The 17,156-nt window shown below is 67.1% G+C and carries 14 protein-coding genes; 3 read left to right on the top strand and 11 right to left on the bottom strand.

The genetic code is table 11. The annotated features are described in order from the left end of the window. Window positions 1-7 precede the first annotated feature (7 nt). Window positions 8-1,390: a class-II fumarase/aspartase family protein gene (locus ABL838_RS23045; protein WP_418122087.1), complete on the bottom strand. Its 1,383-nt coding sequence runs from the start codon at window positions 1,388-1,390 to the stop codon at window positions 8-10. 94 nt (window positions 1,391-1,484) lie between these two features. On the opposite strand from ABL838_RS23045, the gene ABL838_RS23040 reads away from it, so the two are divergent. Continuing rightward, window positions 1,485-2,252: a GntR family transcriptional regulator gene (locus ABL838_RS23040; RefSeq protein ID WP_418122085.1), complete on the top strand. Its 768-nt coding sequence runs from the start codon at window positions 1,485-1,487 to the stop codon at window positions 2,250-2,252. 25 nt (window positions 2,253-2,277) lie between these two features. Here the strand turns inward: ABL838_RS23040 and ABL838_RS23035 are convergent, their stop codons facing one another. The 4 genes from ABL838_RS23035 to ABL838_RS23020 form a co-directional block, all read right to left on the bottom strand. After that, window positions 2,278-3,048, bottom strand: a complete 771-nt coding sequence (locus tag ABL838_RS23035; protein ID WP_418122084.1) for an ABC transporter permease — start codon at window positions 3,046-3,048, stop codon at window positions 2,278-2,280. Window positions 3,049-3,061: 13 nt separating this feature from the next. Beyond that, the gene (locus ABL838_RS23030) at window positions 3,062-3,916 is read right to left on the bottom strand and encodes an ABC transporter ATP-binding protein (protein ID WP_126023461.1); all 855 of its coding nucleotides are present in this window, start codon (window positions 3,914-3,916) and stop codon (window positions 3,062-3,064) included. Then, window positions 3,916-4,947, bottom strand: coding sequence for an ABC transporter substrate-binding protein (locus ABL838_RS23025; RefSeq protein ID WP_184641186.1), 1,032 nt, complete (start codon window positions 4,945-4,947; stop codon window positions 3,916-3,918). Before ABL838_RS23025 ends, ABL838_RS23030 begins: the two co-directional genes overlap by 1 nt. Window positions 4,948-5,154: 207 nt before the next feature. Beyond that, window positions 5,155-7,455: an NADP-dependent malic enzyme gene (locus ABL838_RS23020; protein ID WP_126023463.1), complete on the bottom strand. Its 2,301-nt coding sequence runs from the start codon at window positions 7,453-7,455 to the stop codon at window positions 5,155-5,157. A gap of 253 nt (window positions 7,456-7,708) precedes the next feature. On the opposite strand from ABL838_RS23020, the gene ABL838_RS23015 reads away from it, so the two are divergent. Continuing rightward, window positions 7,709-9,043 (top strand): NAD(P)/FAD-dependent oxidoreductase, encoded by a 1,335-nt coding sequence (locus ABL838_RS23015; RefSeq protein WP_126023464.1) that lies wholly within the window; start codon window positions 7,709-7,711, stop codon window positions 9,041-9,043. Window positions 9,044-9,185: 142 nt separating this feature from the next. On the opposite strand, the gene ABL838_RS23010 is transcribed toward ABL838_RS23015, so the two are convergent. From ABL838_RS23010 to gcl, 3 genes are all read right to left on the bottom strand, one after another. Next, window positions 9,186-10,097 carry a 2-hydroxy-3-oxopropionate reductase gene (locus ABL838_RS23010; protein ID WP_126023465.1) on the bottom strand — a complete coding sequence of 304 codons (912 nt, stop codon included), beginning with the start codon at window positions 10,095-10,097 and terminating at the stop codon, window positions 9,186-9,188. A gap of 35 nt (window positions 10,098-10,132) precedes the next feature. Continuing rightward, the gene (gene hyi / locus ABL838_RS23005) at window positions 10,133-10,918 is read right to left on the bottom strand and encodes a hydroxypyruvate isomerase (RefSeq protein ID WP_418122083.1); all 786 of its coding nucleotides are present in this window, start codon (window positions 10,916-10,918) and stop codon (window positions 10,133-10,135) included. 164 nt (window positions 10,919-11,082) lie between these two features. Beyond that, window positions 11,083-12,873 carry a glyoxylate carboligase gene (gcl, locus tag ABL838_RS23000; protein WP_418122082.1) on the bottom strand — a complete coding sequence of 597 codons (1,791 nt, stop codon included), beginning with the start codon at window positions 12,871-12,873 and terminating at the stop codon, window positions 11,083-11,085. A 113-nt stretch (window positions 12,874-12,986) separates the two neighbouring features. On the opposite strand from gcl, the gene ABL838_RS22995 reads away from it, so the two are divergent. Then, window positions 12,987-13,889, top strand: coding sequence for a LysR family transcriptional regulator (locus tag ABL838_RS22995; protein WP_184641190.1), 903 nt, complete (start codon window positions 12,987-12,989; stop codon window positions 13,887-13,889). Window positions 13,890-13,908: 19 nt separating this feature from the next. Here the strand turns inward: ABL838_RS22995 and ABL838_RS22990 are convergent, their stop codons facing one another. From ABL838_RS22990 to ABL838_RS22980, 3 genes are all read right to left on the bottom strand, one after another. Beyond that, the gene (locus tag ABL838_RS22990; protein WP_418122081.1) at window positions 13,909-15,408 is read right to left on the bottom strand and encodes a carotenoid oxygenase family protein; all 1,500 of its coding nucleotides are present in this window, start codon (window positions 15,406-15,408) and stop codon (window positions 13,909-13,911) included. A gap of 18 nt (window positions 15,409-15,426) precedes the next feature. Then, window positions 15,427-15,864 carry a DUF2141 domain-containing protein gene (locus ABL838_RS22985; protein ID WP_418117470.1) on the bottom strand — a complete coding sequence of 146 codons (438 nt, stop codon included), beginning with the start codon at window positions 15,862-15,864 and terminating at the stop codon, window positions 15,427-15,429. Between the two features lie 126 nt (window positions 15,865-15,990). Continuing rightward, complete coding sequence (locus ABL838_RS22980) at window positions 15,991-17,106, bottom strand: AI-2E family transporter (RefSeq protein WP_184641193.1); 1,116 nt, start codon at window positions 17,104-17,106, stop codon at window positions 15,991-15,993. Window positions 17,107-17,156 lie beyond the last annotated feature (50 nt).

The following is a 17,156-nucleotide window of genomic DNA, read 5'->3' as shown; positions in this document are numbered from 1 at the left end:
TGGTGGTTCAGGCCGCCACTTCGGCGGAAAGTGCGAGTGCGCGGTCCACCATCTGCGGCGCGAGGCCCAGGTAGTTCGCCGGATCGGTCAGGCGGTCGATGGCCGCGCGGTCGAAGTGCTTCGTGACCTCGGGCAGCGCCGCCAGCGCCTCGGCCAGCGTGCCGCCCTTCTCGTTGACGGTGCGGCAGGCGTCGTAGACCACGTCGTGCGCCTGCTGGCGGCCGATGTGGGGCGCCATGCCCATCATCACGGCCTCGGCCACGATCAGGCCGCGGCTGATGCCGAGGTTGTGCTTCATGCGCGCTTCGTCGACGATCAGCCCGCCGAGCGCGAACTTGGCCTGGTGCAGGGCGCCCGATGTGAGGATGAAGCTCTCGGGGATGGCGATCCACTCGGCATGCCAGGGGCCGGTGGCGCGTTCGAAGTCCTGCACCATGGCGTCGACCATCAGCCCGGCGTGCTGCCGAACGGCCTTGGAGGCGGCCAGCATCAGCTCGCTGGAGATCGGGTTGCGCTTCTGCGGCATCGTGCTCGACGCGCCACGGCCCTTGACGAAGGGCTCGTAGACCTCGGCGAACTCCGTGGAGGCCATGATCATGATGTCGAGCGCGATCTTGCCGAGCGAGCCCGTGACAAGTGCGAGCAGATTCACTGCCTCCGCGAAACCGTCGCGTGCCACGTGCCAGGTGGTGGCGGGCACGCCCAGCCCCAGTTCCTCGGCCAGGGCCTTCTGCACTTCGAAGCCCTTGTCGCCGAGCGAAGCCAGCGTGCCTGCGGCGCCGGCGAACTCGACCACCGCCACGCGCGGACGCAGCTCGGCGATACGCTTCTGGTGCCGGTCGAACATGGCGAGCCAGATCGCGGCCTTGTAGCCGAAGGTCACGGGCAGCGCCTGCTGAAGGTGCGTGCGGCCGGCCATCGGTGTGTCGCGGTGCTTCTTCGCGAGCGAAGCGAGGATGCCGCGCAGCTCGCGGATGTCCGCTGCGATGCTGTCGAGCGCGTCGCGCACCTGCAGGGCGACGGCGGTGTCCATGATGTCCTGCGTGGTCGCGCCCCAGTGCACGTAGCGGCCGGCCTCACCGCACATCCCGACCAACTGGTGCACCAGTGGAAGGATGGGGTAGCCGACGATGTCGGTCTCCTCGCGCATGTGGTCGAAGTCGATGCGCTCGATCCTAGACTCGCGCGCAATCGTCTCCGCCGCCTCGGACGGGATCACGCCCACGCGCGCCTGTGCCTTGGCAAGAGCAACCTCGGTATCGATGTAGCGCTGGACCAGTGCGCTGTCGCAGAAGAGCTGCCGCATCTTCTGCGTGCCGAACGCGTTGCGGAAAAGGATGGAATCGACGACGGTGCTGGCCATCGGGAGGGAGAGGCGGGTGTTGTTCATGGATGGCCTGGCGAGAGTAGGGTTTGTATGTCCGGACATATTGGATTAAATATGTTCGGACATATATGGAAAATCAGGGTTTACCCTTGACGCCATGAATGCGATCCTCGGGGGCAACATGTCTTCCCCATCCAAGCCTCATCACAGCGACATCTCGCGCCACCTGACCGAAGCCATCACCAGCGGCCATTTCGCCGTCGGCTCGGTGCTCCCGACGGAACTGGAGCTCTGCGAGCACTACAAGACCAGCCGGCACACCGTGAGGGCGGCGTTGGCCGAGCTCCAGCGCGTGGGGCTGGTGTCGCGCCGCAAGAACGCCGGAACCCGTGTGGAGGCGACGAAGCCGCGCGACACCTTCCGTCCTTCTCTCGCGTCGGTGGACGATCTGGTGCAGTTCGGCACCGAGCACCTGCGGCAGGTGCAATCGATAGAGGAGGTGGCGGTTTCCGCTTCGGTGGCGAAGGACCTGGGCTGCGCGCCCGGTGCGCGCTGGCTGCGGATCTCCAGCCTGCGGCTCGACAGCAGCGGAAAAGTCGGCCCCATCGGGTGGACCGATGTGTACGTGGACCCGGCGTACTCGGAAGTTGGGGCGCTCGTGCGCGAGTCGCCCGACACCCTGGTCAGTTCATTGATCGCCGAGCGCTACGGCCGGCAGATCGCCGAGATCCACCAGGACGTGCGCGCCGACACCGTCAAGGACGCAGTGCTGGCGAAGGCGTTGCAGGTGGAGCAGGGTGCGGCGGTGCTGAAGATCGTACGCCGCTACCTCGATGCGGAGGGGCTGGCCTTCGAGGTTTCGGTGTCGGTCCATCCGGCGGACCGGTTCTCGGTGTCGATGCGGCTGCAGCGTTCGGGGGCGTAGCTGCCGGCCGCATCGGCTTCGGGATCTACTGGTTCTGCGACCCCCGATGCGCCCACCCCGTCGTGTGCTTCTCGACCACGCTGAAGAGTTCGTACATCAGCATCGCCATCGCCCCCACCACCATCAGCCCCGCGAACGCCAGCCCCATCTGCATGGCCGAGCCTGCAGAGATCAGCAGGTAGCCGATGCCTTCGTTGGCAGCCGTCATCTCGCTGACCGTGGTGCCCACGAACGCCAGCGTGATCGCCACCTTGAGCGAGCCGAAGAAGTAGGGCATGGAGCGCGGCAGGCCGATCTTCATGAGCACGTCCCAGCGCCTGGCGCCGAGCACGCGCAGCACGTCCTCGAGCTCGGGCTCGAGCGTGGCGAGGCCGGTCGCGATGTTGACCATGATAGGGAAGAAGCTGATCAGGAATGCCGTGAGGATCGCCGGCCCGATGCCGATGCCGAACCACACCACCAAAATCGGCACGAAGGCTGCCTTGGGCAGCGCGTTGAAGGCCGTCATGAGCGGGTAGATCGCCGCGTACGCGATGCGCGAACTGCCGATGACGAAGCCCAGCAGCACGCCCACCACGATCGCGAGGCCGAAGCCCGCCATCGTGACCCAGAAGGTGCGCCACGCGTGGCCCGCGATGACTTCCTTGAATTCCCAGAACTGGTTCCAGATGCGCCACGGGCTCGGGAAGATGAAGTCCGAAACCTCGAAGGCCGAGCAGATCACCTGCCACAGCAGGATCACCGCCACGAGCAGCAGCCAGGGCGACCAGCGTTCGATTTGCCTGGTGTTTCTCATGAGATCTCTCGCCTCAGTGGGAAACAGCCGCGGCGGACTGTGCGGCGCTCGCGCCGGTGTTGCGGATGGCGCCGATGTGGCCGCGCAGCTCCAGCACGATGTCGGTGAACTCCTTGGTGTAGGTGAGCTCGAGCTCGCGCGGACGCGGCAGGTCGATCTCGCGCTTCACGACGAAGCGGCCCGGGCTCTTGCTCATCACGTAGACCGTGTCGGCCAGGAACACCGATTCGCGGAGGTCGTGCGTGACCAGGATCACGTTGAACTGCTGCTCGGTCCAGAGGTCGCGCAGGATGCACCACAGCTCCTCGCGCGTGAACGCGTCGAGCGCGCCGAAGGGCTCGTCGAGCAGCAGCATCTTGGGCTCGTGGATGAGCGCGCGGCAGATGCTCGCGCGCTGCTGCATGCCGCCCGAGAGCTGCCACGGGAACTTGTCTTCATAGCCGCCCAGGCCCACCTTCTGCAGCAGGCGGCGGGCGCGCTCCTCGTACTCCTTGCGCTTCGCCTTGAAGCTGGAGCGGTAGGGTTCGACGATCTCCAGCGGCAGCAGCACGTTGTCGACCGTGGTGCGCCAGGGCAGCAGCGAGGGCGCCTGGAAGGCCATGCCCGAGATCTTCAGCGGCCCGGTCACCGGCTGGCCGTCGATGCGGATCTTGCCCATCGACGGCATCTTCAGCCCGGTGGTGAGCTTCATGAAGGTCGACTTGCCGCAGCCCGAGGGCCCGACGATGGCGATGAACTCGCCGCGTTTCACCTTCAGGTCGATGGCCTCGACCGCAAAGTGGTTGGCGCGCAGCAGCTCCTCGTTGTAGGCGAGCCAGACGTCCTGGAAGTCGACGAAGGGGGCCGCGTCCTGTGATGCGGCTGCCATCACTTCTTCAGGATGTTCAGTTCGGCCGCGGGCGGCAGCAGTGCTGCGGTCCACACCGCGTCGGGGCTCACGCGCGTCTTGGTGTTGAAGGCGTCCGAAACCTGCGAGGCCATCAGCGACATGCGGCCCGCGTTGACCGCGCCGAAGCCCTCGGCGCGCGCATCGGCGCTGTTGATGACGGTGTCGATGGCCAGCTGCAGGCGGCGCGTCTCGAGCTTGCTGTCGATGATGCCGTCGCGCGCCTTCACCGACTCGATGGCCACGGCTGGATTGGCGATGACCTCCTTCGCGCCCTTGGCGAAGGCCGAGAGGAATTTCTTCACCGCCGCCGGGTTCTCCTTGATGAGCTTGGGCGAGGCGATGATGACGTTGCCGTACAGCTTCACGCCGTAGTCGGGGTAGGGAAGGATCACCACGTCGGCCGTCTTGGCGCCGCGCGCTTCCAGGTTGAGCAGCGAGGTGAAGGTGAAGCCGGTGATGGCGTCGATGTCGCCGCGCATCAGCATGGTCTCGCGCAGCGTCGGGTCCATGGCGGTCCAGTTGACCGTGCCGATGTTGTTGGCCTTGGCGAAGATCGGGAAGGCGCGGCGGCCCGCGTCGAACACCGGCGCGCCGAGCTTCTTGCCCGTGAGGTCCGAAGGCTTGGTGATGCCGCTCTTCTTGAGCGTCATGACCGAGGCCGGCGTGTTGTTGTAGACCATCATCACCGCGACAGGCTTGTTGGGGCTGTCGGGGTTGTTGGCGTGGAACTCCATCAGCGCCGCAAGGTCGGCGAAGCCCATGTCGTAGGCGCCCGAGGCCACGCGCGTGACCGTGCCGCCGGAGCCGTTGCCCGCGTCGATGGTCACGTCGAGGCCCGCGGCCTTGAAGTAGCCCTTGGCGGCCGGGTGGAGGAACAGCGCCGCCGGTCCCTCGAAGCGCCAGTCGAGCTGGAACTTGATCGGCGTCGGGCTCTGCGCAAAGGCCGGTGCGAGGCCGAAGCTGATGGCCGAGGCGGCGAGGAAGGACTGGAGCAGTTGGCGCTTGTTCATGCGGAGATCGATCCGTTGGATGAAAGGGGATTGAATGCTTCTGCATTCAAGCAAAAACGGTGCCCGCACGTGATTGGTGCGAACCCTTCCTCGCGAATCGAAGTAGTGCGCCAAGGGCGCGATCTGCACCCCGTCAATGCAAAAACGCGGCCGAGGCCGCGTTTCGAGCACTCAAAGCGGGCGCCAGGCCCGCTTCTTTCCCGCTTCTTACTTGTCGACCGTGACCTTCGCCACCGCCAGCGCAGTCATGTTGATGATGCGGCGCACCGTCGACGAAGGCGTGAGCACGTGCGCCGAACTCGCGGCGCCCAGCAGCACCGGGCCCACGGTGATGCCGTTGGCGCCGGTCATCTTCAGCACGTTGTAGAGGATGTGGGCCGAGTCGAGGTTCGGGCACACGAGCAGGTTGGCCTCGCCGCTGAGCGTGGTCTCGGGCAGTGCGGTGCGGCGGATTTCCTCCGACAGCGCCGCGTCGCCGTGCATCTCGCCGTCGCATTCGATGTCGGGCGCCATCTGCGCGAACAGGTCGCGCGCCAGCCGCATCTTGCGGGCCGACGAGCGGCTGGAGGTGCCGTAGTTCGAGTGCGACAGGAAGGCCACCTTCGGCGGCAGGCCGAAGCGGCGCACTTCCTCGGCGGCCATCACCGCGATGCTGGCGAGCAGCTCGGCGCTGGGGTCTTCGTTCACGTTGGTGTCGGTGATGAACACCGTGCGCTTGTCGAGCGTGAGCGCGTTCAGCGTCGCGAAGCCCGGCGCGCCGCGCTTCAGGCCGATCAGGTTGCGGATGTGCTCCAGGTGCACGTCGAAGCGCCCGACCAGGCCGCAGATCATGGCGTCTGCGTCGCCCAGGTGCATCATGAGCGCGGCAATGGTGGTGTTCGAGCGGCGCACCATGGTCTTGGCGGCCTCCGGCGTCACGCCGCGGCGGCCCATGATCTTGTGGAAGCTCTCCCAGTAGGTGCGGAAGCGCGGATCGTCCTCGGGATTGACGATCTCGAAGTCGACGCCCGCGCGGATGTGCAGGCCGGCCTTCTTGATGCGCGCGTCGATCACGGCGGGGCGGCCCACCAGGATCGGCTTGGCCAGGCCTTCGTCGACGGCCCACTGCGCGGCGCGCAGCACGCGCTCGTCCTCGCCCTCGGCGTACGCCACGCGCTTGGCGGTGGCGATCTTGGCGGCGCTGAACACCGGGCGCATGAACATGCCCGTCTGGTAGACGAAGCGCGTCAGGTGCTGGCGGTAGGCGTCCATGTCCTCGATCGGGCGCGTGGCCACGCCCGAGGCGGCCGCTGCCTTGGCCACGGCCGGCGCGATGCGCAGGATCAGGCGCGAGTCGAAGGGCTTGGGAATGATGTAGTCGGGGCCGAAGGAGAGTTCCTGGCCGGCGTAGGCGGTGGCCACCTCTTCGCTGATGTCGGCCTTGGTGAGCTCGGCGATCTCGCGCACGCAGGCCAGCTTCATCTCTTCGGTGATCTTGCTGGCGCCGCAGTCGAGCGCGCCGCGGAAGATGTACGGGAAGCACAGCACGTTGTTGACCTGGTTCGGGTAGTCCGAACGGCCGGTGGCGATGATGCAGTCCGGCCGCACGGCCTTGGCGAGCTCGGGGCGGATCTCGGGCTCGGGGTTGGCCAGCGCCAGGATGATGGGCTGGCTCGCCATGGTCTTGACCATCTCGGCGGTCATCACGCCCGGGGCCGAGCAGCCCAGGAACACATCGGCGTCCTTCACCACGTCGGCCAGGGTGCGGGCGCCGGTGTCTTTCTGGGCGTAGCGTGCCTTGGATTCGTCGAAACCGCCCGCGCGGCCCATGTAGATCAGGCCCTTGGAGTCGCAGGCGTGGATGTTGGCGGGCTTGGCGCCCAGGCCGACCATCACGTCCAGGCAGGCGATGGCGGCTGCGCCCGCCCCCGAGACGGCGATCTTCACTTCCTCGATCTTCTTGCCCACCAGCTCCAGGCCGTTGAGCAGGGCGGCGGCCGAGATGATGGCCGTGCCGTGCTGGTCGTCGTGGAACACCGGGATGTTCATGCGCTCGCGCAGCTTCTTCTCGATGTAGAAGCACTCGGGCGCCTTGATGTCTTCCAGGTTGATGCCGCCCAGCGTCGGCTCCAGCGCCGCGATGATGTCGACCAGCTTGTCGGGGTCGCGCTCTGCCAGCTCGATGTCGAACACGTCGATGCCGGCGAATTTCTTGAACAGGCAGCCCTTGCCTTCCATCACCGGCTTGGCGGCCAGCGGGCCGATGTCGCCCAGGCCCAGCACGGCGGTGCCGTTGGTGACGACGCCCACGAGGTTGCCGCGGGCGGTGTATTCGGAGGCGGTTGCCGGGTCGGCGGCGATGTCGAGACAGGGATAGGCCACGCCGGGCGAATAGGCCAGCGACAGGTCGCGCTGGTTCAGCAGGGGCTTGGTCGGGGTGATCGAGATCTTGCCCTTGACGGGCGAGCGGTGGTATTCGCGCGCTGCCTCGCGAAGTGCTTCTTCTGCGGGGGAAAGGGGTGCAGCCATGAAAGTCTCCTTGTTTCTGACGGGCAATGAGGCTACCGCAAAAGCAGGGCCTCCTATTACTGGGGAAATGCCGAAAACGCCTGGACCCATAGCTTCCGCTCGATAAGGCGGGGTTCCGGCGGATGGGAGGGGGCTCTGGGGTTCGCTAAACTGCCGATCGTTACCAACTGGTTAACAGACCGGCCGTCCAGCCGGACATCGAGCCGGGGGTATCGCCGACAACGAAAACACCGCGAAAAGAGGGGCAACTCGCATGGCATCCGGACCTTTCAACAGCAACGATCCCGACGTCGTCGTCATCGGAGGCGGCCCATCGGGCTCCACGGTGGCCGCGCTGCTCGCGGACAAAGGGCACGACGTGGTGCTGATCGAGAAGGCGCAGCATCCGCGCTTCCACATCGGCGAATCGCTGCTGCCGATGAACATGCCGCTGTTCGACCGCCTCGGCGTGCGCACCGAGGTCGAGGCCATCGGCATCCGCAAGCACGGTGCCGAGTTCGTCTCGCCCTGGCACGACCACTCCAGCCAGTTCCACTTCGCCGAGGCGATGGACAAGAGCTTTCCCTACGCGGTGCATGTGCGCCGCTCCGAGTTCGACGAACTGCTGTTCCGCCACGCCGGCAACCGCGGCGCGCGGACTTTCGAGGGACAGCGCGTCACCGGCGTGGACATGGATGCCGGCAAGGGAACGCCCGACAACAGGCCGCTGGTGAAGGTCAAGGCCGACGACGGCACCGAGACCACCTGGCGCCCGCGCTTCGTGATCGACGCCAGCGGGCGCGACACCCTGCTGTCGAACCAGTTCGACGCCAAGCGGCGCAACCGCAAGCACGCCAGCGCGGCGCTGTTCGGCCACTTCGCCAACGCCGAGCGGCGGCCTGGCCGCTTCGAGGGCAACATCACGCTGTTCTGGTTCGATCACGGCTGGTTCTGGTACATTCCGCTGAAGGACGGCACGGTGAGCGTCGGCGCGGTGGCTTCTCCCGCCTACTTCAAGCGCCGCAAGGGCTCGCTCGAGGAGTTCCTGATGGAAACCATCGCGCTCGCGCCCAAGCTGGCCGCGCGGCTGAAGAACGCCACGTTGATGGAAGGCGCCACCTCCACCGGCAACTACGCCTACGACTCCAAGTTCTGTCGCGGCGACCGCTTCATGATGGTGGGCGACGCCTATGCCTTCGTCGACCCGATGTTCTCCTCGGGCGTGTACCTGGCGATGAACAGCGGCTTCGAGGCCGCCACCTGCGCCGACCTCTGGCTCAAGGGCGAGGCGAAGGAAGCCGAGAAGGCCTTCAGGCACTACGAGAAGGTGATGAAGCACGGACCGAAGATGTTCTCGTGGTTTATCTACCGCATCACCTCGCCGGCCATCCGGCGCCTGTTCATGGCCCCACGCAACATCTGGCGCATGCAGGAGGCGCTGCTGTCCATCCTGGCGGGCGACCTGTTCCGCAACACGCCCATCGGCCCGCGCTTCTGGGGCTTCAAGGTGACTTATTACGCCTCCTGCCTGGGCATCCTTCCGCAGGCCGTGAAGACCTGGGCCTGGCGCCGCCGCAACCTGAAGGAATCGCTGGAAGCGTTGAAGTAAAGCGGACAGCCGAACGCAGAGGTCGCGAAGGTTTCGCGAAAGTCGCAGAAGGAAAACCAAAAAAGGATTTCATGGTTTCTTCTGCGACTTCTGCGTAGCTTTTGTATTTCTTCTGCGTTCGGAAGTCCGCTTTCGAAGAACCTCAATCAGGCGTGACTGTGTGCTGCGCCAGCGCCTCCAGCGCGCGCACCAGCGCCGAGTGGTCGAGCTGGCCGTAGCCCAGTGCTGCGCAGGCATTCATGAGCTGCGCCGCGCCGGCCGTCTGCGGCAGCGAGACGCCCAATGAACGGGCGCTCTGCATCGCGAGGTTCAGGTCCTTCTGGTGCAGCCCGATGCGAAAGCCCGGTGCGAAGGTGCGCTTGATCATGCGCTCGCCGTGCACTTCGAGGATGCGCGAGCTCGCGAAGCCGCCCATCAGCGCCTGGCGCACCTTGGCCGGATCGGCGCCCGCCTTCGATGCGAACACCAGCGCCTCGCCCACGGCGGCGATGTTCAGCGCCACGATGATCTGGTTGGCCACCTTGCAGACCTGGCCGTCGCCGGCGCCGCCCACGAGCGTGACGTTCTTGCCCATCTTGTCGAGCAGCGGCTTCACGCGCCCGAAGGTGCCTTCGTCGCCGCCGCACATGATCGTGAGGCTCGCGGCCTTGGCGCCCACCTCGCCGCCGGAGACCGGTGCGTCGATGTAGCCGGCGCCCAGCGCGGTGATGCGGCGCGCGAAGTCCTTGGTGGCGATCGGGTCGATGGAGCTGCAGTCCACCACGATCTTGCCGCTGGAGCCCTTCAGGCCGTCGGCCACGCCCTCGGCGCCGGGTGCGCCGAAGAGCACCTTCTCCACGTCGGGCGTGTCCGGCACCATGATGAAGACCACGTCGGACTGGCGCGTCACCTCGGCCGCCGAGGCGCAGATGGTGGCCTTCGACACGAAGGGCTCGGGCGTGTTGCCGTGCGTGTTCACGAAGAGCTGGTAGCCCGCCTCGAGCAGGTGGCCCGCCATGGGCGCGCCCATGATGCCGAGGCCGATGAATCCGATCTTCTGTTGCTGGGTCGTCATGTCTCTTGTTCCTTGTCCGATGTCAGTCATTCATTTCATTGCTGCTGCGTGAGCGCGTGGCGCCATCCGAGGCCCTCGACCGTGGTGGCGCGGGGCTTGTATTCGCAGCCGATCCACCCGTCGTAGCCCAGCGCGTCGATGTGCCCGAACAGCCACGGGTAGTTGATCTCGCCCGTGCCCGGCTCGCCGCGGCCCGGGTTGTCGGCCAGCTGGATGTGGCCGATGCGCGCCAGGTTCTTCGAGAGCGTGTTGCCCAGCTCGCCTTCCATGCGCTGCGCGTGGTAGATGTCGTACTGCACCCGCAGGTTGGCCGAGCCGACCTCGTCGATCAGCGCCAGCGCCTGGTCGGTGCGCGTGAGGAAGAAGCCCGGGATGTCGAAGGTGTTGATGGGCTCGATCAGCAGGCGCAGGCCCGCCGCTTCGAGCTCGCGCGCGGCGAGGCGCAGGTTGGCGACCACGGTCTTGTGCGCCGCGTCCCTGTCGACGCCGGCAGGCACCTTGCCCACGAGGCAGTTGACCTGCGGGCAACCCAGGGCGGTGGCGTAGTCGATCGCCACGCCGATGCCTTCGGCGAACTCGCCCGTGCGGTCGGGATGGCAGGCGATGCCGCGCTCGCCCTTGTCCCAGTCGCCGGCCGGCAGGTTGTGCAGCACCTGCTCCAGGCCGTTGGCGCGCAGGGCGGCGGCGAGTTCCTTCTTCTCGAAGGGATAGGGGAAGAGGTACTCCACCCCCTTGAAGCCGGCCTTGGCGGCGGCCTCGAAGCGCTGCATGAAGGGCAGCTCGGTGAAGAGCATCGTGAGGTTGGCTGCGAACTTGGGCATGTCGGGTCTTTCAGTCGTTCATGAGGGATCGGGAACCGAGCGCAGAAGTCGCGAAGGTTTCGCAGAGGTCGCAGAAGGAAAAACCAAAGAAGTTTTCTTCTGCGACTTCTGCGTAGTTTTTGTATTCCTTCTGCGTTCGGCTGCCCGTATTCAGCGGTCCTTGATCAGTCCAGCAGCGCCGCAACAGCCGTCGGCGCGTCGGCCGGCGTCTCGGCCAGCGGCTCGAACTCGGTGATGTTGTCGATCTCGGTGCCCATCGCGATGTTGGTCACGCGCTCCAGCATCACCTCGATCACCACCGGCACGCTGAACTCGGCCATCAGGGCCTCGGCGCGGCGGATGGCCGGCGCGATCTCTTCCTGCCGGTTCACGCGGATCGCCTTGCAGCCCAGGCCCTCGACCACCTTCATGTGGTCGACGCCGTAGCTGCTCTCGATGCCCGCGTCGGGCGCCGCGTTGATGTTGTCGAACGCGAGCTGCACGCAGTAGTCCATCTCGAAGCCGCGCTGCGCCTGGCGGATCAGGCCGAGGTAGGAGTTGTTGACCACGATGTGGATGTACGGCAGCTTGAACTGCGCGCCCACGGCCAGCTCCTCGATCATGAACTGGAAGTCGTAGTCGCCCGAGAGCGCGACGATCTTGCGCGTGGGGTCGGCGGCCCGCACGCCCAGCGCGGCGGGAATGGTCCAGCCCAGCGGGCCGGCCTGGCCGCAGTTGATCCAGTGGCGCGGGTTGTACACGTGCAGGAACTGCGCCGCAGCGATCTGCGAGAGGCCGATGGTGCTCACGTAGCAGGTGTCGTTGCCGAAGTTGTTGTTCATGCACTGGTACACGCGCTGCGGCTTCATCGGCACTTCGTCGAAGTTGGTCTTGCGCAGCATCGTCTTCTTGCGCTCGATGCACGCCTTGGCCCAGTCGCGGCGATCGGTGAGGCGGCCCGCAGCCTTCATTTCCTCGGCCACCTCGACGAAGAGCTCCAGCGCGGCCTTGGCGTCGGACACGATGCCGAAGTCGGGCGTGAACACGCGGCCGATCTGCGTGGGCTCGATGTCCACGTGCACGAAGGTGCGGCCCTTGGTGTAGACGTCGATGGAGCCGGTGTGGCGGTTGGCCCAGCGGTTGCCGATGCCCAGCACGAAGTCGCTGGCCAGCATCGTGGCGTTGCCGTAGCGGTGGCTGGTCTGCAGGCCGCACATGCCGGCCATGAGCGGGTGGTTGTCCGGAATGGAGCCCCAGCCCATGAGCGTGGGGATCACCGGCACGCCGGTGGCTTCGGCAAAGCGCACCAGCAGGTCGGAGGCATCGGCGTTGATGACGCCGCCGCCGGCCACGATCAGCGGGCGCTCGGCCGCGTTGAGCATGCTGATGGCCTTCTCGATCTGGGCGCGCGTGGCGGCCGGCTTGTAGGGCTTGAGCGGCTCGTAGCTGTCGATGTCGAACTCGATCTGCGCCATCTGCACGTCGAAGGGCAGGTCGATCAGCACCGGGCCCGGGCGGCCCGAGCGCATCAGGTGGAAGGCCTGCTGGAACACCTGCGGCACCTGGCCCGGCTCGCGCACCGTGACCGACCACTTGGTGACGGGCTTGGAGATCGACTCGATATCAACCGCCTGGAAGTCTTCCTTGTAGAGCCGCGCGCGCGGCGCCTGGCCGGTGATGCAGAGGATCGGGATCGAATCGGCCCAGGCCGAGTACAGGCCGGTGATCATGTCCGTGCCCGCCGGGCCCGAGGTGCCGATGCACACGCCGATGTTGCCGGCCACGGCGCGGGTGTAGCCCTCGGCCATGTGCGATGCGCCCTCGACGTGGCGCGCCAGGATGTGCGCGATGCTGCCGCGCTGGCGCAGCGCCGAATACATCGGGTTGATCGCCGCGCCCGGCACGCCGAAGGCCTGCGTCACGCCTTCCTTTTCCATCACCAGAACCGCGGCCTGGACCGCTGTCATCTTTGCCATTGTGAAGTCTCCTTTGGGATGGGCTCACTGTAGAAATCCGGGCGGATTCCAAGAAGACGGCTGCGGACCATAAAACCTATTCCAGGCTGGAATAAGTGACTACCATCCGGCCCATGGACAGATTGCTTGCAATGGAAATGTTCGTGCGCGTGGTCGAGACGGGCAGCTTCTCGAAGGCCGCGCGCGAGTTCAACACCACGCAGCCCACGGTGACCAAGCAGATCGCCGCCACCGAGGAGCGGCTGAAGGTGCGCCTTCTCAACCGCAACACGCGCGGCGTGAGCCTCACCGAGCCGGGCGCGCTCTACTACGAGAAGTGCAAGACCATCGTGCGCGAGGCCGAGGAGGCCGACAGCATCGTGCAGCTGCGGCAGACCCAGGCGCAGGGGCTGCTGCGGGTGGGCACCTCGGTGGCCTTCGGGCGTCGCGTGGTGGTGCCGCTGGCGCTCGAATACATGAACCGGCATCCGCAGGTGCAGCTCGACCTGAGCTTCGAGGACCGCTACGTGGACCTGATCGCGCAAGGCATCGACGTGGCCATCCGCATGGGCAAGCTCGCCGACTCGTCGCTGGGCGCGCGCTACCTGGGCGCCAATCCGTGGGTCATGGTCGCCTCGCCCGCCTACCTGAAGAAGCACGGCACGCCGAAACGCGCGCAGGACCTCAGCGCGCACGTGGCGCTGATCTACAGCAGCGTGGTGGGCGACGAGTTCTGGCGCATGCACACGCCGCGCGGCGAGCCGGTCACGGTGCCAGTGTCGGGCCGGTTCCGCTCGAACAACCTCTCGGCCGTGCTGGCAGCGGCGCGCGACGGCCTGGGCATCGCGCTCATGCCGCGCTACGTGGCCAGCGATTCGCTGGCAGCCGGCAAGGTGCGCGAGGTGCTGGGCGACCATGCGCTGCCCGAGCAGGAGATCCACGCCGTCTTCCCCTCGCCCAAGCTGGTGCCGGGCAAGGTGTCGGGCTTCGTGGCCTTCCTGCAGGGGCGCTTCGACGAGGGCTGGTGGGAGGCCTGAGCGCCTCCTCGCCATGGCCTCAGGCCGCCACGAAGGCGCCGTGCAGCCCCAGCGGCAGGGCGTAGGGCAGCGTAGCCTGTGCCACCGGTCCCGCCGCCAGATTGTCGGCCGCGAAGCACGAGAGCACCGTCTTCTGCCGCCCGAAGTCGAAGGCCGTGCCCAGCACCCAGCCCGGCTTCGAGCCGTCGGGCACGAAGACGTGCTCTTCCACCATGGTCTGCGCGCCGTAGCTGAAGCGCTGGCTGCGGCCGGTTTCCACGTCGGTGCGCGCGACGGCGCCGAAGCCGGGCAGGTCGCGCCGGATCTGCGTGGCGTGCACCACCTGGCGATGCCGCAGGCCGACGCGGCGCGGATCGATGCGCGGGAACTCGGCCTCCTGCGCCAGCGCCGTCTGCGTGGCCCGGCCGGTGGACAGATTCAGCGTGGCGACAGTCAGGTGCGGCTCGGTGGTCTTCACGCGGCGCGCGCGCATCACCTCGCGGTTGCTGATGAACACCGAGTCGGCGTTGTCAGAGCGCACGTAGTCGATGTGGATCTGCGTGCCGCGCGGCGTGTCTTCCTCCCAGGCGTTGCCGACATGGAACAGGAAGCCCGCCGGCAGCGCGAGCATCTGGCGGCGCTCCCAGTTCTGCTTGTCGACCACCAGCGCGCGCATGCCGAGCTCGGGCCGCCAGACGTGCGCATCGAGAAAACTCGTGCCGTCCGTCTTGCGCTTGCCGTCGTAGACCAGCGGCGGCAGCAGGAACACCAGGTGCCGCTCGGTCACGGCGAAGTCGTGGACCATTGGCATGTCGGCCACCGGCACCACAGCAGCGCGACGCAGCGTGCCTTCGGGCGCGATCTCGTACAGCGCCAGCAGGCCCTGGCCGGAGCTCACGCCGAAATTCCACACCGTGCCGTCCGGATCGATCTTGGGATGGGCCGAGAACGGCATGCCCGCGAGATCGGCGCGCCAGGTCTTCACGCCCAGCGTGTCGAGCGTGCTCGCGTCGATGCGCGTGGCCGAGCCGCCTTCCCACAGCGCCAGCACCTCGCCGCCCATCGGCAGCACGCTGGTGTTGGCGACGTTGATGCTGTCGGCCGAGGTCGGCGGCTCGACGCCCGGCGGCGTGGTGCCGAAGGCCTCGCACAGGCGGCGGCCCGCTTTCGTCTCGGCCACGCGCTTGGGCGTGGCGACGTAGCGGCCCTGGTGCCGCACGTCGGTGCCCTCGATCACGAAGCGGTGCACCATGCCGTCGCCGTCGAACCAGTGGTGGTAGCGCTCGCCGCCCAGGTCATGGCCGGCCGGGCCGATGCGGAACAGCGTTCCAGCGACGGCATCGGGGAAGCGGCCGCGCACGGTGGCGCGGGTCGGAGGGAAGTCGTCCCGGGGCGTGGCGAAGCCGGTCTTCCAGGGGGCGCCGGAGGCTTCGAACTGGACCTGCCAGTCGTCCGCCGTGCCGGCTGCCCGCGCCAGCGGCGCCAGAAGGGGGAGGGCACCGGCCGAAGCCAGCAGGCGCAGGAGTTCGCGTCGTTCCATGGCTGTCTCCCTTCGTCGTCAGTGCAGGTGGATGACCGTCTGCATGTCGGCCTCGACACTGATCGCCGCCGCGTCGAAGCCGGGCGCCGCGCGGTTGCCCTTGGCGTCGTTCGAGAAGCCGTAGCGCTCGATGGGCATGCCCATGAGGTTGGTGTCGAGCTTGCCGTTGCCGTTCTCGTCGGCGAACACGCGCAGCGCGTAGCGCCCGGGCGCCAGGCCGGTGAACAGCAGGCGGGCCTTGCCCTCGCGCATCGGTGCGGTCTGCGAGGCCACGGGCTTGCCGTCGGTGTAGCTGGCGGCGTCGCCGTACACCGCGACGTAGAGCGTGGCGTCCGCGGCCGGGCCGTCGGCGACGCTCAGGCTCAGGTCGGCGGCGAGGGCGCCCAGGGGCGCGAGGATCGCGGCCGCGCACAGGGCGCGCACGGCGGGGCGGAACGGGGGAAGGCGGAGTTGCATGACGGGCCTCGTTGGTTGTTGGAGGCCCGACGATCCCGCAGGCCGGGCGCGGCGCCCAGCCTCATGCGACGGAATGCGGGATTGCGCGCGCGAAATGCGCGCGGCGGGGAGCGGACGGCGCCGGCTTCAGCCGGCTTTTTCGTCCTTGGCGACTTGTCTGGGCTGTGCGTCCTCGGCCTGCTCGTGCCCTGGGCCCACATGGCCGGAGTCGGCAAAGAGGCTCCATGCCGCCATGAACAGCGCCGCGATCACCGGCCCGATCACGAAGCCGTTGATGCCGAAGATCGCCATGCCGCCGATGGTCGACATCAGCACGATGTAGTCGGGCATCTGCGTGTCCTTGCCCACCAGCACGGGGCGCAGGATGTTGTCGACCAGGCCGATGACGAATACGCCCACGAAGATCAGCACGCCGCCCTGCCAGAAATGCCCCGTGGCCAGGAAGTAGATGGCCACCGGCCCCCAGATCAGCGCCGCGCCCACGGCCGGCAGCAGCGAGAGAAATGCCATCAGCACCGCCCACAGCAGTGCGCCCTGCACGCCGAGGAACCAGAAGGCCAGCCCGCCCAGCGCGCCCTGCGCGACCGCCACGGCCACGTTGCCCTTGACCGTGGCGCGGATCACGGTGGTGAACTTGTTCAGCAGGTAGTGCGTGTGGGGCTTGGCCAGCGGCAGCGCGTCGCGCATCCGCTTGGAAAGGTCGGAGCCGTCGCGCACCAGGAAGTACAGCAGGTACAGCATCACGAAGAAGCTGACGATGAAGTCGAAAGTGTTCTGGCCGATGGCCAGTGCCTGGCTCGCGATGATCTGGCTGGCCTGCCCGGCGGCCGCCGAGATGCGTGCCTGCCATGCCGCCATGTCGCCCAGGTTGAAGCGCTCCACCAGGTTCAGCAGCCACTGCGGCGAGGCGTCGAGGATCTGCTGGAAGTAGGCCGCGAAGTTGATCTGGCCCGAGCGGATGCTCTGTGTGACCAGCGCGATCTCCTGCACCAGCGACACCCCCACCATGGCCAGCGGCAGGATCACGATGAACAGGCAGATCGCCAGCGTCGACAGCGCCGCCGCATTGGGTTTGCCGCGCATCGTCTTCAGCAGCCGCTTGTAGAGCGGCGTGAACAGGATCGCCAGCGCCACGCCCCACAGCACCGCGCCGAAGAACGGCATCAGCACCCAGAGGAAGGCGACGGTCACGGCGGCGAGAAGGGCGAGGAACACGCCGCGCTGGAGTTGGGGTGAGTTCATAAGTGTCTCGGACTGTAGCCGAGCGCAGCGACAGCAGAACCCATTTGCCG

Source organism: Variovorax sp. 160MFSha2.1, assembly GCF_048305075.1.
Lineage (GTDB): Bacteria > Pseudomonadota > Gammaproteobacteria > Burkholderiales > Burkholderiaceae_C > Variovorax > Variovorax guangxiensis.
Note: the sequence above shows the minus strand (reverse complement) of the source record. Positions and strands in the feature narration are given on the sequence as shown.